This window comes from Cyanobium sp. ATX 6A2 (assembly GCF_024346355.1).
In the GTDB taxonomy this organism is placed as follows: domain Bacteria; phylum Cyanobacteriota; class Cyanobacteriia; order PCC-6307; family Cyanobiaceae; genus NIES-981.
This window is the reverse complement of sequence record NZ_JAGQCU010000001.1, coordinates 1-18,756: the sequence shown is the minus strand read 5'-3', so window position 1 is coordinate 18,756 and position 18,756 is coordinate 1. Positions and strand designations below refer to the sequence as shown.

The 18,756-nt window shown below is 68.0% G+C and carries 27 protein-coding genes; 17 read left to right on the top strand and 10 right to left on the bottom strand.

From position 1 onward, the window contains the following. The first annotated feature begins 19 nt into the window (after window positions 1-19). Both KBY96_RS00135 and KBY96_RS00130 read left to right on the top strand, forming a co-directional pair. Window positions 20-1,159: an FAD-dependent monooxygenase gene (locus KBY96_RS00135; RefSeq protein ID WP_254977186.1), complete on the top strand. Its 1,140-nt coding sequence runs from the start codon at window positions 20-22 to the stop codon at window positions 1,157-1,159. A 9-nt stretch (window positions 1,160-1,168) separates the two neighbouring features. Then, on the top strand, window positions 1,169-1,381 hold the full coding sequence (locus tag KBY96_RS00130) for a DUF2949 domain-containing protein (RefSeq protein WP_254977185.1): 213 nt from the start codon (window positions 1,169-1,171) through the stop codon (window positions 1,379-1,381). Between the two features lie 56 nt (window positions 1,382-1,437). Here KBY96_RS00130 and KBY96_RS00125 read toward each other — a convergent pair whose 3' ends face one another. Continuing rightward, entirely contained in the window at window positions 1,438-1,956 is a 519-nt protein-coding gene (locus KBY96_RS00125; RefSeq protein WP_254977617.1) for an adenine phosphoribosyltransferase, read from the bottom strand. A 116-nt stretch (window positions 1,957-2,072) separates the two neighbouring features. On the opposite strand from KBY96_RS00125, the gene KBY96_RS00120 reads away from it, so the two are divergent. The 5 genes from KBY96_RS00120 (at window position 2,073) to ppk2 (ending at window position 5,022) form a co-directional block, all read left to right on the top strand. After that, a complete protein-coding gene (locus KBY96_RS00120) occupies window positions 2,073-2,630 on the top strand; it encodes a DUF3038 domain-containing protein (RefSeq protein ID WP_254977184.1) in 558 nt (185 codons plus the stop codon). 5 nt (window positions 2,631-2,635) lie between these two features. Continuing rightward, window positions 2,636-3,247: a DUF4335 domain-containing protein gene (locus KBY96_RS00115; RefSeq protein WP_254977183.1), complete on the top strand. Its 612-nt coding sequence runs from the start codon at window positions 2,636-2,638 to the stop codon at window positions 3,245-3,247. Between the two features lie 42 nt (window positions 3,248-3,289). Continuing rightward, a complete protein-coding gene (locus KBY96_RS00110) occupies window positions 3,290-3,538 on the top strand; it encodes a hypothetical protein (RefSeq protein ID WP_254977182.1) in 249 nt (82 codons plus the stop codon). After that, window positions 3,535-3,906: a hypothetical protein gene (locus KBY96_RS00105; RefSeq protein WP_254977181.1), complete on the top strand. Its 372-nt coding sequence runs from the start codon at window positions 3,535-3,537 to the stop codon at window positions 3,904-3,906. The genes KBY96_RS00110 and KBY96_RS00105 overlap by 4 nt, the downstream gene beginning before the upstream one ends. Before the next feature lie 279 nt (window positions 3,907-4,185). Next, window positions 4,186-5,022 (top strand): polyphosphate kinase 2, encoded by an 837-nt coding sequence (ppk2, locus tag KBY96_RS00100; protein ID WP_254977616.1) that lies wholly within the window; start codon window positions 4,186-4,188, stop codon window positions 5,020-5,022. Window positions 5,023-5,043: 21 nt separating this feature from the next. Here the strand turns inward: ppk2 and KBY96_RS00095 are convergent, their stop codons facing one another. Beyond that, window positions 5,044-5,286: a hypothetical protein gene (locus KBY96_RS00095; RefSeq protein WP_254977662.1), complete on the bottom strand. Its 243-nt coding sequence runs from the start codon at window positions 5,284-5,286 to the stop codon at window positions 5,044-5,046. Between KBY96_RS00095 and KBY96_RS00090 the strand changes: the two genes are divergently transcribed. Together KBY96_RS00090 and KBY96_RS00085 are read left to right on the top strand one after the other, a co-directional pair. Then, window positions 5,285-5,575 (top strand): hypothetical protein, encoded by a 291-nt coding sequence (locus tag KBY96_RS00090; RefSeq protein ID WP_254977180.1) that lies wholly within the window; start codon window positions 5,285-5,287, stop codon window positions 5,573-5,575. The two genes, KBY96_RS00095 and KBY96_RS00090, sit on opposite strands and share 2 nt — an antisense overlap. 108 nt (window positions 5,576-5,683) lie before the next feature. Beyond that, on the top strand, window positions 5,684-6,445 hold the full coding sequence (locus KBY96_RS00085) for a glutaredoxin (RefSeq protein WP_254977179.1): 762 nt from the start codon (window positions 5,684-5,686) through the stop codon (window positions 6,443-6,445). Between the two features lie 30 nt (window positions 6,446-6,475). On the opposite strand, the gene KBY96_RS00080 is transcribed toward KBY96_RS00085, so the two are convergent. After that, window positions 6,476-6,988 carry a hypothetical protein gene (locus tag KBY96_RS00080; protein ID WP_254977178.1) on the bottom strand — a complete coding sequence of 171 codons (513 nt, stop codon included), beginning with the start codon at window positions 6,986-6,988 and terminating at the stop codon, window positions 6,476-6,478. A gap of 105 nt (window positions 6,989-7,093) precedes the next feature. On the opposite strand from KBY96_RS00080, the gene KBY96_RS00075 reads away from it, so the two are divergent. Further along, window positions 7,094-7,222: a hypothetical protein gene (locus KBY96_RS00075; protein WP_254977177.1), complete on the top strand. Its 129-nt coding sequence runs from the start codon at window positions 7,094-7,096 to the stop codon at window positions 7,220-7,222. A 9-nt stretch (window positions 7,223-7,231) separates the two neighbouring features. On the opposite strand, the gene KBY96_RS00070 is transcribed toward KBY96_RS00075, so the two are convergent. Beyond that, the gene (locus tag KBY96_RS00070; protein ID WP_254977176.1) at window positions 7,232-7,927 is read right to left on the bottom strand and encodes a fructokinase; all 696 of its coding nucleotides are present in this window, start codon (window positions 7,925-7,927) and stop codon (window positions 7,232-7,234) included. A gap of 51 nt (window positions 7,928-7,978) precedes the next feature. Further along, window positions 7,979-8,356 (bottom strand): hypothetical protein, encoded by a 378-nt coding sequence (locus KBY96_RS00065; protein ID WP_254977175.1) that lies wholly within the window; start codon window positions 8,354-8,356, stop codon window positions 7,979-7,981. 588 nt (window positions 8,357-8,944) lie between these two features. On the opposite strand from KBY96_RS00065, the gene KBY96_RS00060 reads away from it, so the two are divergent. After that, window positions 8,945-9,652: a hypothetical protein gene (locus KBY96_RS00060; protein WP_254977174.1), complete on the top strand. Its 708-nt coding sequence runs from the start codon at window positions 8,945-8,947 to the stop codon at window positions 9,650-9,652. Here the strand turns inward: KBY96_RS00060 and pta are convergent. Then, a complete protein-coding gene (pta, locus tag KBY96_RS00055; protein ID WP_254977173.1) occupies window positions 9,630-11,729 on the bottom strand; it encodes a phosphate acetyltransferase in 2,100 nt (699 codons plus the stop codon). The genes KBY96_RS00060 and pta overlap by 23 nt on opposite strands. Before the next feature lie 160 nt (window positions 11,730-11,889). Beyond that, the gene (locus KBY96_RS00050) at window positions 11,890-12,069 is read right to left on the bottom strand and encodes a DUF4278 domain-containing protein (protein WP_254977172.1); all 180 of its coding nucleotides are present in this window, start codon (window positions 12,067-12,069) and stop codon (window positions 11,890-11,892) included. Window positions 12,070-12,334: 265 nt separating this feature from the next. Here KBY96_RS00050 and KBY96_RS00045 point away from each other — a divergent pair, with 265 nt between their 5' ends. Continuing rightward, on the top strand, window positions 12,335-12,538 hold the full coding sequence (locus tag KBY96_RS00045; protein ID WP_254977171.1) for a hypothetical protein: 204 nt from the start codon (window positions 12,335-12,337) through the stop codon (window positions 12,536-12,538). A gap of 12 nt (window positions 12,539-12,550) precedes the next feature. Here KBY96_RS00045 and KBY96_RS00040 read toward each other — a convergent pair whose 3' ends face one another. Next, window positions 12,551-14,218, bottom strand: a complete 1,668-nt coding sequence (locus tag KBY96_RS00040; protein ID WP_254977170.1) for a potassium/proton antiporter — start codon at window positions 14,216-14,218, stop codon at window positions 12,551-12,553. Between the two features lie 12 nt (window positions 14,219-14,230). Here KBY96_RS00040 and KBY96_RS00035 point away from each other — a divergent pair, with 12 nt between their 5' ends. Then, window positions 14,231-14,635 (top strand): YccF domain-containing protein, encoded by a 405-nt coding sequence (locus tag KBY96_RS00035; protein ID WP_254977169.1) that lies wholly within the window; start codon window positions 14,231-14,233, stop codon window positions 14,633-14,635. A gap of 34 nt (window positions 14,636-14,669) precedes the next feature. After that, the gene (locus KBY96_RS00030) at window positions 14,670-15,098 is read left to right on the top strand and encodes a DoxX family protein (RefSeq protein ID WP_254977168.1); all 429 of its coding nucleotides are present in this window, start codon (window positions 14,670-14,672) and stop codon (window positions 15,096-15,098) included. Here KBY96_RS00030 and KBY96_RS00025 read toward each other — a convergent pair. Continuing rightward, a complete protein-coding gene (locus KBY96_RS00025) occupies window positions 15,043-16,017 on the bottom strand; it encodes a bile acid:sodium symporter family protein (RefSeq protein ID WP_315859449.1) in 975 nt (324 codons plus the stop codon). The genes KBY96_RS00030 and KBY96_RS00025 overlap by 56 nt on opposite strands. A gap of 460 nt (window positions 16,018-16,477) precedes the next feature. Between KBY96_RS00025 and KBY96_RS00020 the strand changes: the two genes are divergently transcribed. The 3 genes from KBY96_RS00020 to KBY96_RS00010 all read left to right on the top strand — a co-directional run bounded on the left by KBY96_RS00020 (window position 16,478) and on the right by KBY96_RS00010 (window position 18,110). Beyond that, the gene (locus KBY96_RS00020; RefSeq protein WP_254977166.1) at window positions 16,478-16,843 is read left to right on the top strand and encodes an AbrB family transcriptional regulator; all 366 of its coding nucleotides are present in this window, start codon (window positions 16,478-16,480) and stop codon (window positions 16,841-16,843) included. A gap of 420 nt (window positions 16,844-17,263) precedes the next feature. Next, complete coding sequence (locus tag KBY96_RS00015; RefSeq protein ID WP_254977165.1) at window positions 17,264-17,506, top strand: hypothetical protein; 243 nt, start codon at window positions 17,264-17,266, stop codon at window positions 17,504-17,506. 184 nt (window positions 17,507-17,690) lie between these two features. After that, a complete protein-coding gene (locus tag KBY96_RS00010; protein WP_254977164.1) occupies window positions 17,691-18,110 on the top strand; it encodes a J domain-containing protein in 420 nt (139 codons plus the stop codon). A gap of 4 nt (window positions 18,111-18,114) precedes the next feature. Here KBY96_RS00010 and KBY96_RS00005 read toward each other — a convergent pair whose 3' ends face one another. Beyond that, the gene (locus KBY96_RS00005; RefSeq protein WP_254977163.1) at window positions 18,115-18,381 is read right to left on the bottom strand and encodes a CDGSH iron-sulfur domain-containing protein; all 267 of its coding nucleotides are present in this window, start codon (window positions 18,379-18,381) and stop codon (window positions 18,115-18,117) included. Window positions 18,382-18,756 lie beyond the last annotated feature (375 nt).

The following is an 18,756-nucleotide window of genomic DNA, read 5'->3' as shown; positions in this document are numbered from 1 at the left end:
CCAGCCGCCGGCCACCGCGTTGCGGGCCGGCGTCCTGGGGGCCGGGCCCACGGGGGCCCTCAGCGCTCTGGCTCTCGCCGATGCCGGCTGGACAGTGACGCTCTGCGACCCCCTCAGTGCTGCCCAGCTCAGTGGGCGCAGCCGCGCCTACGCCTTCAACCATTCCAGCCGTCAGCTGCTCGAGCGCCTGGGGCTGTGGGCTGAGCTCGTTGAGGTGATGGTGCCCTTCCGTCGTCTGGAGCTGTGCGATCTCGTCGTTGGTGCCGCCGTGCCCTTCGGCATCGACGACCTGCCGGGGCGCTGCCGCCGTTCCAGCGGCCCGGCCGTGGGCTGGATCGCCCTGCACGCTCCGCTGATGGCGGTGCTGCTGCGTCGACTGCGGGCCCATCCCGCCATTCACCTCTGCCTGGGCACAGCCCAGCCGGGCGATGATGCCGGCGAGCCGGATCTGCTGGTCGCGGCCGACGGTCCCCACTCCAGCCGCCGCGAGGCCCTGGGCATCGGCCTCTGGCAGCTGGCCTACCGGCAGAGCTGCCTCACGGCCCAGGTGGAGCTGCGCGGCAGTGATGACGACCAGGCCTGGGAGCTGTTCCGGGCGGAGGGCCCGTTCGCGGTGCTGCCCCTCGGCCAGGGGCGCTTCCAGCTGGTGTGGAGCGCTCCCTCCAGCCGCTGCCGACAGCTGGAGAGCCTGCCCCCCGGGGCCTTCCTCGATGGTCTGGCCGGCGCCCTGCCCGATCGCTTCCAGCCCGACGCCCTGCTCGATGAGCCCCGCGCCTTCCCGCTGGCCGTGCAGCTGGCCAGGCGGCTGGCCCGGGGGCGCACGCTGCTGGTGGGCGAAAGTGCCCACCGCTGCCATCCGGTGGGTGGCCAGGGTCTCAACCTCTGCTGGCGCGATGTGGCCGAACTGCACCGCCAGGCGCGCCGGGTGGTGGCGGGCCGGCTGCCGGCCGAGCGCCTGCCGGCCGCCTACGCCTGGCGTCGCTGGCCCGATCTGCTGCTCACCCTGCTGGCCACCGATTTGCTGATGCGGCTGTTCTCCAACCGTGCCCTGGCGCTTCTGCCCCTGCGCCGCCTGGGCCTGGCCCTTCTGGCGGCCCTGGCCCCCCTGCGCCGCCTCAGCCTCGGGGCCATGACCCAGGGCCCCTGCCGTCCCCTCTAGACCCTGGCCATGGTGCACAGCTCCAGCCCCCTGCCGCTCCCTCCCCAGGCCCTGCTGCGCTTCCTGCGCCAGGATCTGGGGCTGAGCGAGAACGCCCTGGCCCTGGGGCTGCGCCAGGCTGCGCAGGAGCGGGCACCGCTGCCGGTGGTGCTGTGGCGCTATGGCCTGCTCAGCCTGGAGCAGCTGGAGCAGGTGCTGCAGTGGCAGGACAGCGATGGCTGAAACGCCGCATTGCGATGGACGGCCCCCTAGGGCCTGGACGCCACCCGTGGATCCTCTCAGCTGTAGATGATCAGCGACTCCACGGGCTGCTCGGGGGGCAGGCGCCGGCGGCCTTCGAGAGCCGCCAGTTCGGCCACGAATCCGAAGCCGCAGAGGCTGCCGCCGGCGGCAGCCACCAGCTGGGCGCAGGCCGCGGCGGTGCCGCCGGTGGCCAGCAGGTCGTCCACCACCAGCACCCGCTCGCCGCCCGCCAGGGCATCGCTGTGGATCTCCAGCCGGTCGCTGCCGTACTCGAGGGCGTAGTCGACGCCGGTGACGGCCCCGGGCAGCTTGCCGGGTTTGCGTACCGGCACAAACCCCAGCTGCACGCTGGTGGCCAGGGCGGTGCCCACGATGAAGCCCCGGGATTCGATGCCCACGATCAGGTCGGGCTGCAGCTGCTCACACAGGCTGGCCAGGCGCCGGATCACCTCCTGCCAGCCGGCCGGATCCCGCATCAGCGGGGTGAGATCGCGGAAGAGGATGCCGGGCTTGGGGAAATCGGGCACGTCGCGCACCAGCCCGCGAAGATCCAGTGTGCTGGCCAGATCCACCGCACCGGCCGGATTCACCGCGCTGTTCACGGCCTGCGGGTCCGGAGGTTGGGGCATCGAGGTGACGGTGGGAGGCGCTGGCTGGCATCATCGCAGCCATGCCCGAAGTCCCTGCCGCGCCCGAAGCACCAGCCGCGTCGCACGCCCCCCCGCTCTCGCGGCGTGGCCTGGAGCGCCTCGACCTGTTGCTGCTCAGCGCCGAGGCGCTCGACCTCAATGGGGGCGAGGCGATGGTGTGGATGAGCGAAGAGATGGGGTTCACCGGTCTGTTCGCCAACCGGGTGGAGCTGTGGAAGCGTCGCTGCCACAACCCCCTGCGCCGCGCCACCCGCCGCGGCGATCTCAGCCCGGCGGAAACCGATGCCCTGATCCGCATCCTCTGCGCCCTGGCCGATCGCCTCTACCCCCTGCTGCGGGCCCTGCTCTCCAACGCCGAGCCCGAGCCGGTGCGCCGCCAGCGCTGGCAACTGTTCGAGGGGCGGCTGGCCGAACTGGTGCGCGAACGCATGAATCCCCGCCGGGTGGGCGTGCAGACGCTGCTCGATCCCCAGCGGGGTGAGCGCCAGCGGCACCAGCTGATCCGTGCCCTGGCCTACGGCGCCGGCAACGGTGGCTACGGGCGGCTGCGCGCCAGCCTGCACGATCCGGTGGTTTGAACCCGATGAATCTGAGCCCGGTGAAACAGACGCTCCGCTACGACCAGGTGAGCTGCCGGCTGCAGGTGGAGGGCCTCCCCGATGTGTCCGTCGGCCAGGGCAACGAGGCCGTGGGGATCATCACCGGCTGGAACCTGCGCTGGTCTGGGCGACCGGAACTGGAGGGCCGGAAGGACCATCTGCTGGCCCTGATGGCCGTGGTGCTCCCCTACGCCCGCCACCTGATCAGTGGTGTGGCCCGGCCCTTTGGCGGCGGTGATTCCCCGGTGAGCATCGCCCCGCGCGAGCAGGGCGGCCACAGCCTCGAGCTGCGCAGCAGCCAGCCCGACACGGCGCCCCTGACCCTGGAGCTCGACGACGCCGAGCTGGCCGATCTGGTGCGGGTGCTCGACCAGCTGCGCCTCGATCCCCGCCTGCAGCTGAAGCTGGAGCTGCCGGAGCCCCAGCCCCTGCATCCGCGGGAGGTGCTGGAGCGGGTGCCGTTGCGGCGACGGCTGGTGGCCCCGCTGGGCGGTGCCCTGGCCGTGGCTGCGGCGGCCGCTTTCGGTCTGCTGCTGCCGGAGCCGCGCCCGCAGCAGCCGCCTCCGGGGGCAGTGGAGCTGCGCGGCGAACCCTGACCGCCGCTTGACGCCCGCCAGCTGCGGCCCAGACTGACTCCCATGACCCAGACGACCTGGTCGGAACTGCGCATCCGTGTGGCGCGCCTCGGAGCGGCCCTCGACGTGGTGGTGCGCAGCGACCCCGAGGTCTGTGGCCTCAGCGGCACCGGCTTTCACCTCTCCCTCCACCACGGCGGCCAGGGCGATTGCACCGTGGGTCGTCTCAGCCTGATCGACTGCCCCAACGACCTGGTGCTGATGGAGTTCGAGCGCTGGATGCGTGGCGAGGGCCATGTGCTGGAGGCATGAGCGAGTCCCGGCGCCGATCTCTGCAGCTGCCCCACACCGGATCCGTTGATCGGCCCGGTGGCAGGCGGCCGCGGCGCCTCACCCGCTGGCGCCTGTTCTGGACTGGCCTGCTGTATCTGAGCCTGGGCTCGGCGATGCTGGTGGGGCTGATGCAGTTGCCGGAACGCCTGGACGCATTTCTGCTTCTCAGCACATCCATTGCCAAATTGATCGGCGGTCTGCAGGGTGTGGTAGCGGGGTTGCTGCAGCTGCTGGCCGTTGCGCTGGTGGTTCTGGTGGCACTGCTGGCCTTGGTGCTGCTCGTGGGCGGCATCGTGAGGCTGGTGCGCTGCCTGCTCCCCCGCCCAAGGCGCCCCCGGGTGTCCTGATCACACCGTTCCCGGGTTCCAGCCATGAGCAAGAGCGACACCAAGGACAAGGGCAAGAAGGCCAAGGCCGGGCCCGATGCCGCAGCGGAGGCCGCTGACGGCTCGGTGGGCAGTGCCATCGCCGCCGCCTTCGGCGTGAAGGAGAAGAGCAAGGACAAGAGCAAGCAGGCCAAGGCCGGCAAGGGCAAGAAGGCCGGCAAGGAGCAGCAGCTGGTGCGGGTGGTGCCTCGCTATGGCCCCCTCAGCGATCGCTACTACCCCTCGGCTCTGATGGATGACATGAAAGGTGACAACGGCAATGGGGACGGCTACCCGGGGAATGACACCACGCTCAGCAAGCTGGACCGCAAGCTCTACGAGAAGGAGCTCATCCGGCTCCAGGTGGAACTGGTGAAGATGCAGTACTGGATCAAGGCCACCGGCTTTCGCCTGATGGTGTTGTTCGAGGGCCGGGATGCCGCCGGCAAGGGGGGCACGATCAAGCGCGTCACAGAACCGCTCAACCCCCGCGGCTGCCGCGTGGTGGCCCTCGGCACCCCCAGCGACCAGCAGAAATCCCAGTGGTATTTCCAGCGCTATGTGGAGCATTTCCCCAGCGCCGGGGAGATCGTGATCTTTGATCGCAGCTGGTACAACCGCGCCGGTGTGGAGCGGGTGATGGGTTTTTGCACCCCGGAGCAGGTGGAGGAGTACATGCAGAGCTGCCCGCAGTTTGAGCGGATGCTCGTGCGCTCCGGGATTGTGCTGCTCAAGTACTGGTTCTCGGTGAGCGATTCGGAGCAGGAAGCCCGCTTCCAGTCACGCACCGAAGATCCCACCCGGCGTTGGAAACTCAGCCCGATGGATCTTCAGGCGCGGGAGAAGTGGGCGGAATTCTCCAAGGCCAAGGACGACATGTTCGCCCACACCAACATCCCCGAGGCGCCCTGGTTCACGGTGGAGGCCGACGACAAGCGCCGGGCCCGGCTGAACTGCATCTCCCACCTGCTCAGCAAGGTGCCTTACACCGACATGACACCGCCTGCGATCGAGCTCCCCGCTCGCCCCAAGCACCCGGAGCTGGAGCGGCCCCCCCGCTGGGAGCAGTTCTTCGTGCCCAACCGCTACCCCTCCTGAGGGGCTGCGCCGCCGAGGGCTTCAGCTCCCCAGGCGCTCGAACCACAGGCCCGTCAGCTGCCAGCTGCTCCACAGGAAGATGGCCAGGAACAGCCAGTTCAGCCAGGCGGGTCGCTGGGGACCATCGGGAGCCATGGGAGTCTTCGGGGCGAAGGTGCCGATCCACACCAGGCTGCACCATCGCCCCGGTGGCCGTGGGCGGGCCGCTTGACATTCCTTGACACGGGGCGGTGCGGCGCTGGGTTCGCCGTAGTCTCCGGCCATGGGCAGTCCGATTGGCAAGGAGGAGTTCCTGCGCCGTGCGTACGAGCGCTTTGGTGATAAGTATGATTACGCGGAAATCGTGTACAAGAGCTATAAAACGCCGGTCAAGATCCGATGTCAGTTGCATCCGGTGAAGCAGATCTCGATCACCCCTGAAAAGCATCTGCAGACCACCGGCGGTTGCAAGTTCTGTCTGCGCCAGATGCGGGTGCGCATGCTTGAGCGCGAACTCAACCGCGACAGTGTCGAACGCCCCGCACTCGAGCCCGCACCCCGCCCATCAGGGTGAACCGGCGCCGAGCACCGGCCGCCGGTGACCCCCGGCTGATGGTTCGGCGGCCCCCCCCCCACGCCGGGGGGAGAGGGCATGATTTCAGATGGTCGTTGCTCGCCGCCGATGCCAAACCCAGCTTCCGTCTCCGAGCCCAACCACCTCCCCCAGCCGGTGCATCTTTACCGGCTCGATGCCCCGGAGCACCACTGCGCCTATGGCGAGCGAGCCCGGCACTTGCTGGAGGATCGCGGCATTCCCTTCCACGACCACCGTCTCACCAGCCAGGAGGAGGCCGAACAGTTTCAGGCCGCCCATGGGGTGACCTCCACTCCCCAGGTGTTCGCCGGCACCGAGCGCATCGGTGGCTACAGCGACCTGGCTGTCCGCCTGGGCGCTGCCTCCGCCCCCCAGGAACCCGCTGCCGGCGCCGATTCCCGCAGCTACCGGCCTGTGCTGGTGGTGTTCGGGGTGGCGGCCCTGGCGGCCTGGGTGTTGGCCGCGGGTGTGGTGGGCTTCATGGGGCTGGCTGTGACCTTTCTGGCCACCCTGAAACTCATGGATCCGCCGGCCTTCCGCGGGGGGTTTCGCCTCTACGACCTGCTGATGGGCCGCTGGAAGGGCTACGGGGTCGTCTACCCGTGGCTGGAACTGCTGGTGGGCCTGGCGATTCTGGGCCGCTGGGCCCTGCCTCCGCTGGGCGTGCTCGCCATCGCCATCGGCCTGGAGGGCGGACTGTCGGTGGTGCGGGCGGTGTGGATCGAGAAGCGGGATCTGGACTGCGCCTGCATCGGCGGTAACAACCGCACCCCTCTGGGGGCCCTGAGCCTGCTGGAGAACGGGGCCATGGCGGCCATGGGCGTTGCCATGCTCCTGCCCGGCTGGTGATCGCCGGGGCCGGCTGCAGGCGATCAGGCGTCAGGCAATCACGGTGCCGCCCTGGTTGCCGCTGAGGAAGCGGCGCAGGTTCACGCCGGCTTCCATCGAGGCGGCGAGCAGCTCGGCGCGCTGGGTTTCATCGAGGCCATCCCAGAAGGCATGGAAGAGATCCAGGGAGGCCTTGCCGGCTCCCACCACCCCCAGCACCGAGAGCGGCAGGCCCATCCAGGGAAACACCAGCAGCACCACACCCAGCAGCAGGCTCACGGCCGCCCCCTGCTTGGTGGACTCCCATACGGTGCTGGTCACCATCTGGATCTGCACGCTGCGGTTGATGGCACCCCGCTTGCGCAGGGCCTCGGTGCGCAGGCCTGCGAGCAGGGCCTGATACACGGCGTACACCACCACGCCGCCAAGGGCCGATTCGGCCACGAATTCCACGGAGCTGAGGCTGCCGCCGTTGACGTTCACATCCAGGCTCGCCAGTCCGGCCAGAGGGGCCATCTCCACGCCGGCCTGGGGGATACGGAAGGGATCACGTTCGCGCGTCATGGCCTGTCCGGCGGATGTCTCGGGGTGGTTGCATCAGGCTAAGACGGGTTCTGTGGCCAGTCGGGCTGGCTCAGTCCACAATCGGGTGGCGTGCCACCACCTGCGATGCCCCGTCTGTTCGCCGCCCTGCTGATGGGGCTGATGCTCTCCACCGGTGCCGCCCGCGCCCACTGCGATCAACAGGGCAGCCACCAGCACAGCGACAGCGACATCCCTGCCCAGCGGCAGCGCTGAGCTTCCTGCTCAGGCGGCTGTAGGGATGTCTCCCGGCGCCGCTGTCGCCCCTGTGCGGCTACCGGCTGCATGGCGCAACAGGTCGGCCAGCGGGTCGGGCTTGGCCACGGCATCCACCCCCCCACCGGAGCGGCCCAGGAGCTCGGGATGGCGGCAGAGGCCCTCAATCAACCGGCCCAGAAACGCGCCACCGTCGTCGATGGCCTCCAGGTGGCCACTGCGGCCCCCCAGGCACCAATGCATCGTTCCTTGGGCGTCGTGGATCACCACGGCGGGACGCTGGGGGGAGGCGTTGTGGATGGCAATCGGATCGGTGTTCCCGAAGAACCACTCAGCCTCCTTTTCGCATGCGCTGATCAGGGCCGCGGCCTCCGCCAGGGTGCGGAATCGCCGCAGCACTTCGGCAGTGGGTGGAGAACCGGGGCTGAGCCCCCAGTGCTGGGGCTGCCAGTTCAGGTTCAGGGCGATCGATACACCCTGGGAGCTGGCCCGGTCCTGGATCATGCGCAGGCTCATGGCTTCATCGTCGCCGGCCACGATGTTGCTGTCCACCAGCAGCCAGGACACCTCGCCGAGTGCAGACGCCACCATTTCGGTGACCCCTGCCGGCGTGTGGCGTCTGAGCTCGGCGCTAAGGGCGGTGGTGAGATCGAGAACGGAACCGGCCTGGGAGGGGGTGGCCGGGGTTTCGGTTGTGCTGGTCATGGGGTTGGATACGCAACGTTGAGCAGATCTGGGCGTGGGCCAATGCCTGGATCAGGTGTTGTTCTCCACCAGGTTGTGGAAGCGGTCGGCCAGGTTCTGGAAGGTGGCGTCGCTCTGTTGGAGCAGGGTCTCCCAATTGCTCCGGGTGGCCTGGCGAAGATGCTGCAGTTGCTCCATCCCCTCCTCACGGGCCTGCACCAGTTGATCCAGGCGCTTCTGGGCTTCCTGCCGGGCCTCCTCGGAGAGCTGGTTGAGGCTGCCCTTGAGCTGCTCGATCTGGTGGTTCCAGGCGTCGATCTCGGCCTGGCGCTTATCCAGAATCGCCTGCTTGAGGCGCTCGTCCACAGCGGCTCTGTCGTCGTGGGCGCCGGGGCTCTGGGCTCCAGTGGTCTGGTCTCCAGTGGGCATCGCTTGATTGGTGGTGGTCATGGAATCTCTCCTTAGGGTCAACAACGGACATCAGAACTGTGAGGATCTGATCTCCTGCTCAGCGCTCTGAGCTCTGGAAGCTGTAGGTACGCTCGGCTGACGTGTTGCCGGATCGGTGTCGTCAGGTCGGTGTCGTCAGATCGGTCAGGCCTGCATATGGCTTCACTGCCTTGGCTTGAGAACGTCGGCTTGAAAACCTTGGCTTGAGAGTTGGCTTGAGAGCCTCGAACCAAAACTGCCTCAACCACTCACAGCCTTGGGCCCAGGCACTGTGTGGGCATGGGACGGCTGGTGCGGGAGTGATGCCTGACGGATGTCCGTTAGAACTACTATACAACATGTATGCCGCGTCGTAGGCACTGATCTTGTCAAAGATCTCCTGTCTGGATGTGCAGAATCCTGCGGATCTACTGCCTCGGAAGGAATCCCGGCGGATCGGCAAGCACGCATCAGCAATCCCAATGCACACCCAATGCACAGGGGATCCCTGCTTTCCCGCAAGGGATGCTTCACCACAGCAGCGATTGTTCGCCAAAGTGGATCGGGCTCACAAGGCCCCTCCCTCCACTCCGCTCGCTGCACCTGGCCATGGTCCCGCTCCATGTCCCCGTTTTTGTCCTGGCCCCAGCTGGGGAACTGCCGCTGGAGCCCGACGGCTGGGCTGCCCTGCTCAACCTCCAGTGCCGCTGCGTGGATGCGGCCGAGCGGGTGCGACTGTTCACGCTCGCCGATGGCTGGCCGGGGTCGCTCGATGACCTCCTCCAACCCGGGGCGGCCATGATGCGGCCGTTCTGTGATGCCCTGGTGCCGGGCTGGGCCGTCGACTCCCTCAGCCTCGGGGTGTATGAGCTGATGGGTACCCCTGCCGGCCCCGGAGGCGAGGATCCAACGGCCGGGATGCAGGTGGAGGCGATCCGCTGCCTCGACCAGGTGCCCCTGCGGGACGTGCAGAACGAAGCCTGTTGGTTTTATCCCACTGAGGATGGTTCCTATCTGAGTTCCCGTGGCCCGCGGGCGGTGCGCTTCCGGCCGGGCTACCTGCCCGATCGCCCGCCCACCACCGACCCCCTCGATTACCACCGCAGTCACCTGCGGCTGCTGTGGTCGCTGCTGGCCGACGACGCCGAGATGACCTGTGTGGGACTCACCTACAACAACCGGCGGATTGACTGGCCCCTGGAGCGGGAGGACCCCCAGCCCAGTTGCGACTGGGCCTGGTTCACGGTGAATTCCGCAGCCGAATGCCCCTACCGGGAGATCGAGAGGCGGCGGGTTAGCGAGGCTCAGCCCCGCTGAGCAACTGGGCCTGGATGGCGGTGATGGCGATGGTGCTGACGATGTCCTCGAGGCTGCAGCCCCGGCTGAGGTCGTTCACCGGTTTGTTCAGCCCCTGCAGGATCGGGCCGATGGCGATCGCCCCGGTTTCCCGCTGAACGGCCTTGTAGGTGTTGTTGCCGGTGTTGAGGTCTGGGAACACCAGCACCGTGGCCCTGCCTCCCACCGCCGATCCCGGCAGTTTCTGCAGGGCCACCTCCGGGCTCACGGCGGCGTCGTACTGAATCGGACCCTCGATCGGCAGCTCCGGCCAGCGCTCCCGCACCTGGGCGGTGGCCTGCCGCACCTTCTCCACCTCCTCCCCCTTGCCGGAGGCGCCGGAGGAGTAGGAGAGCATGGCCACCCGCGGCTCCAGGCCCAGGGCCCGCGCCGTTTCGGCGGAGCTGATGGCGATCTGGGCCAGCTGGGCGGCGTCCGGGCGGGGGTTCACGGCGCAGTCGCCGTAGATCACCACCCGATCCTCGAGCAGCATCACGAACACCGAGGAGATCAGCGACACCCCTGGCCGGGAGCGGATCAGCTGCAGGGCAGGCCGGATGGTGTGCTGGGTGGTGTGGGTGGCGCCCGACACCATGCCATCGGCGTCGCCACTGAGCACCATCATCGTGGCGAAGGTGGTGGCATCCAGCAGGTGATCGCGGGCGATGGCGGCCGTGCCGCCCTTGTGCCGCCGCAGCTCCACAAACGTTTGGATGTAGCGCTCCAGGTGACGGCTGGTGTGGGGGGACACCACGCTCACGGTTTCAAGATCGAGGTCGATCCCCTCCTGGCGGAGCACCCGTTCGATCTCCTCCGGCTCCCCCAGAAGGATCGGAGCGGCCAGCCCCTGGGCCTGCACCTGGGCCGCGGCCCTGAGGATGCGGGGCACGAGGGCCTCCGGCAGCACGATGCGCTGCGGCCTGCGGCTGGCCCGCAGGCTGATGGTGTGATGGAACATCCGCGGCGTGGGCTCCGGCGGCGGGGCCAGGTTCACCGTGCGCAGCAGTCGCTCCACCTGGCCGTGGCGCTCGAAGGCCTCGATGCTGAGGGCGATCTTCTCCCGGTCATCGCCCTTGAGGCTGATGTGAATGTCCCGCAGGCGCGAGACGGTGGTGAAGGTGTCGCTGGCCACCGCCAGGATCGGCAGGGGGTTCGGCAGTCCCTGGATCAGCCGGTCGATCGCCGGTTCCGGGGCCATGCCGGTGAGCAGGAGCCCGGAGAGGTTGGGGTAGTTGTGCGACTGGTGGGCCTGCAACATGCCCATGATCACGTCGCCCCGATCGCCGGGGGTGATCACCAGGCTGCCCTCCTGCAGCCACTCCAGGGCATGCTGCATCTGCATCGCCGCCACGATCTGATGCAGGGCCAGGCGCTCCAGCCCCTCGTGGCCGTAGAGCACCTCGGCCTGCAGATGCTGGGCGATGTCAAGCAGCCGGGGGCTGCTCAGCCGGCGGTCGTAGGGGATCACGCTCAGCACCCAGTCGCGGCCGCCGAAATCCTTCTCCAGGGCGTCGCGCAGGGCATCGGCCCCGGCGGGATCCGCCTTGTTCAGCACGATGCCCACGATCCGGCAGCCATGACGCCGGTAGGTTTCCACCGCCAGTCGCACCGGCCGCAGGGCTTCATCGCCATGGCGCTGATGGGCGTTGCCCAGAATCAGGATCGGACAGCCCAGGTTGCGGGCGATCTCCTGGTTGAGGTTGAACTCGAAGGCGGAACCCTCGCCGAGGTAGTCGGAGCTCTCGCAGAGCATGAAGCGATTGGCTGCTGCCAGCGCCTGGTAACGGCTGATGATGCGCTCCAGCCCCTCATTGATGCGGTTGGCGGCGATCAGGTCGTTCATCTCCCCCGTGGTGAGGCCAAAGGAGGCCTCCACGCTCTGGGGCAGAGCGAAATGGCGCGTGATCAGGTCGATGTCCTCGTCCGGGGTGGTTTGGATCACGGGCCGGAAGAAGCGCACCCCGGCCGTGCGGCGCAGCAGCTGATGGCCCAGACCGAGGGCCACCAGGGCCTTGCCGCTGCCGGCCTCGGTGGTGCTGATGTACAGCGCGTTGCTCATGGCGTGCCAGCTCCTGGGCCCAGCATCGGGCCGACCCACCGAATTGGCATGGTTCGCGGCGCCGCCAGGACAAAGGCCAGCCAGGGTGCCCCGGCTGGCCTGTTGAACCCTGCCCGCAAGGGCTGCTGGCTACGGAGCCTGCGGGAGGCAGTGGGCCGCCTCAGTGGTCGTAGCTCTGGCCCCGGTAGGTGAGATGTTTGGTCTTGGCCTGCTGGGGGGGGTCGTCGTGGTGGGCGTCCACGTAGGGCACGCCGCGGTACGACTTGGCCATCAGGAATTGGGCGTCATTGAGACGCTTCTGCTTGATGAGCTTGGTTCTGATCAGATCGAGAACGTTCATCAGGGTCTCCACAGTGCCCGCGTCCCCGTTGCCTGACGTGGATCTGACTGCGTCCACCCGCTTGAAGGTGGATCAACGTGAAGCCAATCTAGCTAATCTGTAGCGGTTGCTACGGCGGCTGGCGGGTTTTACGGCACAGAAAAATTTGTTGGATCCGTGCCGGTGGGGCGGCGGGGCCGGGATGCTTCTGGTGGAGTCGCTTGCGCCGGCCCTGCCCAGCCGCGAGAGTGACGCACAGTGGTCGGTTTTCACCGGGTTCCAGCTGATGGGTGCTTCAGCCGATGTCAAGGCGGCCCTGGCGGTTTTGGGCCTGGGGGTGGTGCCCGTCAGCCGTGACGACCTGGCGCGCAGGGTCGCAGCACGCCATCCGGCCTCCCGTCCCTGGAGTGCCCTGCACACGGCGGCCTACCGCAAGCTCTGGGAAGCGCTGGAGCCCGCTGACACCGCCATTCCGCCCATGGCGGCCTGATCGCCCGCCTCTTCAGGGGCAGGTGAGCCTCACCCCATCAGGCTCCTGGGCCCGCTCCACACGGAAGTCCCCGTGTTGGCGCTGGGATCCATCCCGGAGCAAGGTGCTGAGGCGGTCCTCAGGGGCGGCCGGCAGCGTGATGGCGAAGAACCGCTCCAACTCGCCCACCGTGCTGGCTCCCCTGAACACCATCGCCACCCCGGCGGGCAGGGATGGTGGTGTGCTGTCCTGCTGCTCAAACAGGCGATCAATCAGCGGCTGTAGCCGGCTGCGCAGGGCCATGAACACGTGGTCACCAGGCAGCAGGGCGGTGGAGCCGCGGGGCATGATCAGGCTCCTGCCGCGCAGGATCAGCGACACCAGCACGCCGTTGGGGAGCGGCAGGTCGCACAGCTGCTGGCCCGCCACCCGCGCCTGGGGCTGCACGGTGTAGTCCACGATGTCGCCGTCCACCTGGCGCAGGGCGTTGATCTCCACCGAGAGCGCCGGCGTGGGGTCGGCCGGCCGCCCGAGCCGGAGCCAGCGGGCCACCACCGGAAGTGACCATCCCTGCGTGATGGCGGAGATGAGCACCACGAAGAACACAGCGTTGAAGATGATCTGGCTCTGGGGTACCCCCGCCATCAGCGGAAAGGTGGCCAGGGTGATCGGCACGGCCCCCTTCAGCCCCACCCAGGAGAGGAGGGTGAGTTCCCGGGGCCGGAAGCGAAACGGCAGCAGCGACACGGCCACGGCGAGGGGGCGTCCCAGAACGGTCAGCACCAGGGCGATCAGCAGCCCTTCCCCCGCCACAGCCAGCAGACGGCTGGGGAAGCTGAGCAGGCCGAGCATCACGAACAGCGCAATCTGGCTGAGCCAGGCGACGGCGTCGTGAAACAGAAAGATCCCGGCGCGGAACACGATCGTGCTGTTCCCCAGCACGATTCCGGCCAGGTACACCGCCAGAAAGCCGCTGCCCTGGAGCACCGCCGCCAGCCCGAAGGCCAGCAGCGCGAAGGAGAGCGCCAGCAGGGGATAGAGCCCCGGATAGTTGAGGTTGATCCGGTTGATGGCCCGGGCCGCCAGCCGGCCCACGCCCACCCCCACCAGGCCTCCCACCCCGAACTGCACCAGGAAGAGCAGCGCCAGGTCCGTCAGGGAGCCGGTGTCTCCCACGATCATGCCCACCAGGGCGAGGGTGAGGAAGATCGCCATCGGATCATTCGATCCGCTCTCCACCTCGAGCGTGGCCGTGAGCCGATCCGGCAGTTTCAGGCCACTGGTGCGCAGCACCGAGAACACGGCGGCGGCGTCCGTGGAGCCCACGATGCTGCCGAGCAGCAGTCCCTGGGGGAGCGGCAGCCCAAGCACCCAGGACGCCGCCAGGCCCGTGAGTGCCGAGGTGAGCAGCACCCCCACGGTGGAGAGCGCCAGGGCCGGCCGCCAGGCCAGCGCCAGGGCGTCGAGCGGGGTACGCAACCCGCCATCGAACAGGATCAACGCCAGCGCCACGCTCCCCAGGCTGTTGGCGAGGGCATAGTTCTCAAACGGGATGCGGGCCAGCCCCTCCGATCCAGCCAGCATGCCAACGCCGAGGAACAGCACCAGCACGGGCATCCCCAGGCGGGCCGCAAACTTGCTCGATGCGATCCCCAGCAGCAGCAGCAGCGCCGCCGCCAGGATCAGCGCGTTGATGGACATCACTGGCTGCCCGTGATCGGATTTCTGCTCAACGTTCTGTGGTTTGTGCTGGGTGGCTTTGTGATGGGCCTGGGCTGGTGGCTGGCCGGCCTGGTGGCGGCGATCACAATCGTGGGCCTTCCCTGGGCGCGCGCCTGCTTTGTGATCGGCAACTTCTCCTTCTGGCCGGTGGGCTATGAGGCGGTGAGCCGGCGTGAGCTCACGGGCCACGGTGATTTCGGCACCGGACCCCTCGGCCTGATCGGCAACGTGGTGTGGTTTCTACTGGCGGGCTGGTGGCTGGCGATCGGCCATCTCGGCTCTGCCCTGGCCTGTTTCGTGACCATCGTGGGAATTCCCTTCGGCATCCAGCACATCAAGCTGGCCCTGATCGCCCTGGCTCCTATCGGCCTGAAGGTGGTGCCGGTGCGCCGCTGACCGGTGCGCCACTGACCGGAGCACCGCTGAGGCGATGGGAGCAGAGTGGGCCGAGAGCACCATGGCCCCGATGCCTGATCACACCGCTGATCACACCCCTGATCACACCGCTGCACCGTCGCTGCTGAACCGCATCGCCCGGGTGCTGTTGTGTCTGGTGTTCATCCAGTCGCTGATCGGCAAACTCACCGCCTTTGCCGGACCTGCCCGCGCCATCGCCGCCAAGGGACTGCCACTGGCCCCGGTGCTGCTGGTGATGGCGATGGCGCTGATGGCCGTTGGTTCCGCGCTGGTGATCAGTGGTTGGAAGGCACGGCTCGGGGCGGTGTTGCTGCTGCTGTTCCTGGTGCCCACGAGCTTCCTCTTCCACGGAGATGTGGGCGATCCGGCCGAGCGCATTCAGCTGCTCAAGAACCTGGCGATCGTGGGCGGTCTGCTGCTGGTGGCCGATCAGAGTCGCTGAGCTTCGACGACCTGCTGAGTCGCGAGCCCTCCAGCCGCCAGCAACTGGCCAGCAGGCTGCCGAGCACGGCGTGCACCACCGCAGAGATGGCGCCGGGCAGCGCCGTGAGCGGAGAGGCGGCGAACGCCGAGCGGGCCAGCACCACCGCCAGGCCAGAGTTCTGCATGCCCACCTCGATGCTCAGCGTGCGCCGTACCGCGGCCGGCTGGCCCGCCGCCGCCGGGATCAGCCAGCCGAGCAGGAAACCGCAGCCGTGCAGCAGCAGGGCCGCCAGCAGCAGCAGGGGGCCCTGGTCCAGCAGGGCCTGCCGCTGGCTGCCGACGATGCTGGCCACGATCAGCACGATCGCCAGCACCGCCAGCGCTGGCATCACGGGTGCCAGCGAGCGGGCCAGGCGCGGCGCACCCCGCTTGAGGGCAATGCCGGCGGCCACCGGCAGCAGCACCACCTGCAACACGTCAAGCAACAGCCTCCAGCCGTCCACGGGCACGTAGCGACCGGCCAGCAGGCCGGTGAGCGCCGGGGTGAGCAGTACCGCCGCCAGGGTGCTCACGGTGGTCATCACCACCGAGAGGGCCACATCGGCCCGGGCGATCAGGCTCACCACGTTGCTGGCGGTTCCGCCAGGACAGCAGCCCACCAGGATCAGCCCCACCGCCAGGGGCGGCTCGAGGCGTAGCCCCCAGGCCACACCCGCGGCCAGGGCCGGCATCACGGCGAACTGAGCGACCACGCCCAGGGCGGCCGGCTGGGGATTGCCCAGCACCCGCCGGAAATCGGCTGTCTTCAGCTCCAGGCCCATGCCGAGCATGACAACCGCCAGGGCCAGCACGATCAGCGGGCCCTGCATCCAGGTGAACAGCCAGGGAAATGGCAGCGCCAGAGCCACCCCCACCACGGTCCAGAGGGGGAACAGCACGGTGAACCGCTCCAGCACTCTTCAGCCCCCGTCTGGCGGGAACGTACCGCACCGATCCACAAGCCCTTCAGGACACTGCCCGTGAAGCGCCCCAGATTGCATCGGGTCACCGTGCGTCTGGCCTGCAACTGCAACGGCAGAGCCTTCACACAAGTCTGATGGCTGCAGCGTGGCGGCCGTGTTCCGGGAGGGTAACATCGGCCTGGCGATGGTGGAGGACGGCCAGGCGTTTGCCTATCGCCGTGACCTGGATCGCTGTGGCTACTGGGCGTATCCGCAGACGGAGGATCGACCCAGCCGCCGGCAGGTGGTGCCGTGGCGCAACAACGGTGCAGCGCCATCCTTCCACCACCTGTGGCGCATGCAGCGTTGCAGACCTGCCGCTGAGAGCCCACAGCAGGGGGCCTCCATTGCACACAAGCAGCTATGCGTTAAGGTACGCACAGTTTTTCCAAAGTCCATGCTCACTGGCTCTGATCTGCTCGCCAAGGTCAAGGAACTCGGCGACGCCACCAAGTCTGAACTGGTGCGCGAATGCGGCTATGTGAGCACCAAGAAGGACGGCAGCGAACGGCTGAACTTCACCGCCTTCTATGAGGCCCTGCTGGAAGCCAAGGGCGTGAGCCTCGGAGAGAGCGGCCAGGGCCGCGGCAAGGGTGGCCGCAAGCTCAGCTTCGTTACCAAGGTGCAGTTCAACGGCAATCTGCTGGTGGGCAAGGCCTACACCGCCCAGCTGGGTCTTGAGCCGGGCGATGAGTTCGAGATCAAGCTGGGCCGCAAGCAGATCAAGCTCCTTCCCATCGGCGGCACCGACGAAGACGAGTGAGTCGTCAGCGGCCGCCAACCCACCTGGGGGCGCCCTTGAAGGGGCGCCCTTTTTTGATGGCGATGTAACGGAGCACATGCGACTGGTGGCGAGCGCCACGGGTCTCTGCGGGCGGTCAAGGGGTTGCGGTTGTCCCCCCTGCCGGCGCGGCCCCGTGGTGGTCAGGTGAGTCTTGCCTGGAGGGCTTGGGGAACCCTGCGGACAAGGTCCGCCGGCCGGGGCAGCAATGGGCCCTTCAGGGGTGCTGATCAGTCGCAGCCGAAACCCCGGCAAGGCCGCCATGGGGGTGAGGAGATCCTGATCGTCCCCAGGGAAGCCATGGCCAGCGGAAAGATCGTGGAACCGCAGACAAACCTGCGGATGAACCTGTGGACATCTCTAGATTCGATGGCCCTAGCTTCCGCCGACAGGTGATCCCCTATGGAAATCGAACGTCCGAATGCGCAACAGCAGCCCAACCCCGAAGAGCTCAAGGATCTTGAACAACTGAGGGCTGTTCTGGAGCGGGCGATCGCCGACGGCGTGATTTCAAGCTCTGAGATTGAGGCCTACAAGATGCAAGCCTGGGCGGATGGAAAGATCACTCCTCAGGAGCTGGCTCTCTACCAGGAGTTGGTGCTCTCGAAGATCACCGCTGGAGAGCTCAGCTGGGATCTCACCTGAATCACACCCTCATCGCCCCACCCACTCCTCGCCAGTCTCACCGCTCTGCCCTCTGCCGTCCAGCTCGTTGGGGCCCTGCAGCAGCCGCTGATCGCCTGTCCGAGAGCCCATCACCTCCGGGGCCAGCATTGGGATATGGTGCAACACGTCGATTGACCTTGGCGGCTCGATGCGTCAGCCGGTGATGGAGACGCCATCCGAAGCACCCCCAGCCGAGGCACCCCCAGCCGAAGCTCCCAGTTCTACCGGCTCGCTGCGTCGGGCCGATACGGGTGGCGACAAGACTCCGCGCCGGGAGCCGGCTGTGAAGGGTTTCGCCGCTCCCGGTGGCAATCGAGATTCAGCCGGCCGGCGGCGCAAGCGCCGCAGCAAAGGTCTCAGCCGTGCCGACTGGGGAGCGCTGGGCAAGCATCCCGATCTGAAGGCAATCCTCGCCCGGCAGCGACTGCACCTGCCCCTCTCAGGACGTCTCACTGCAGATCAGGTGAACCGGGCCTGGAAGGACGCGGCGGCAGAGTATCATCCCGACCGTGGCGGTGCCCACGACACGATGCAGGCGATCAACGCAGCCCGGGATCTGCTGCTGGGCCGGGGCGAGGGCTGAGGGGTCATCCCCACCACTGCCACCTGATCCGGCGCACCGGCGTGTCATGGCTGCCGTCGCAGAGGGGGTAGCGGCGGGAGTGGCCGCAACCGCACAGCAGCACCGTGGCGGGTGCGCTCAGGCGCAGTTCGTAGGACACCCGGCCGGTGCCCAGGTGGGCGCCATCACAGAACCAGCCGTGGCGGCTGCGGCCGCAGCTGCACAGCTGATGCACCCCGGCGGGCAGATCCAGCGGCTGGGGGCCGGCAGCAGGGGAATGGGGATCCGGCATCGCTGCCCAGTCCACAGGTCATGGCAGATGAACAGTCTGGGTGGTTCAGCCGCAGAGCGCAGGCGGGCGCCGCAGCGGCCGGATGGCGCTCACGGGCTGGCTCTGGTTGCGGCGGATCCGCACGCGGTAGGTGCAATGGGCCGGTCCGATGTGCTCGATCAGGGCCTCGCGGGCCTCGTGCTGCAGATCCTCCAGGGTGGGAGCAGCGATGAAGATGGGGAGGCTTTCGGCCTGGGCTTCCAGGTGGCTAGGTGTGCTTTCCCACCAGGTTGTTCATGCCTGCAGCTGAGCAAGACGCTGCTGGGGGGTGAGGCCACCCAGGGCCATGTGGCACCTGCGGCCGTTATAGATCCGCAGGTAGGCCGGCAGCAGCTC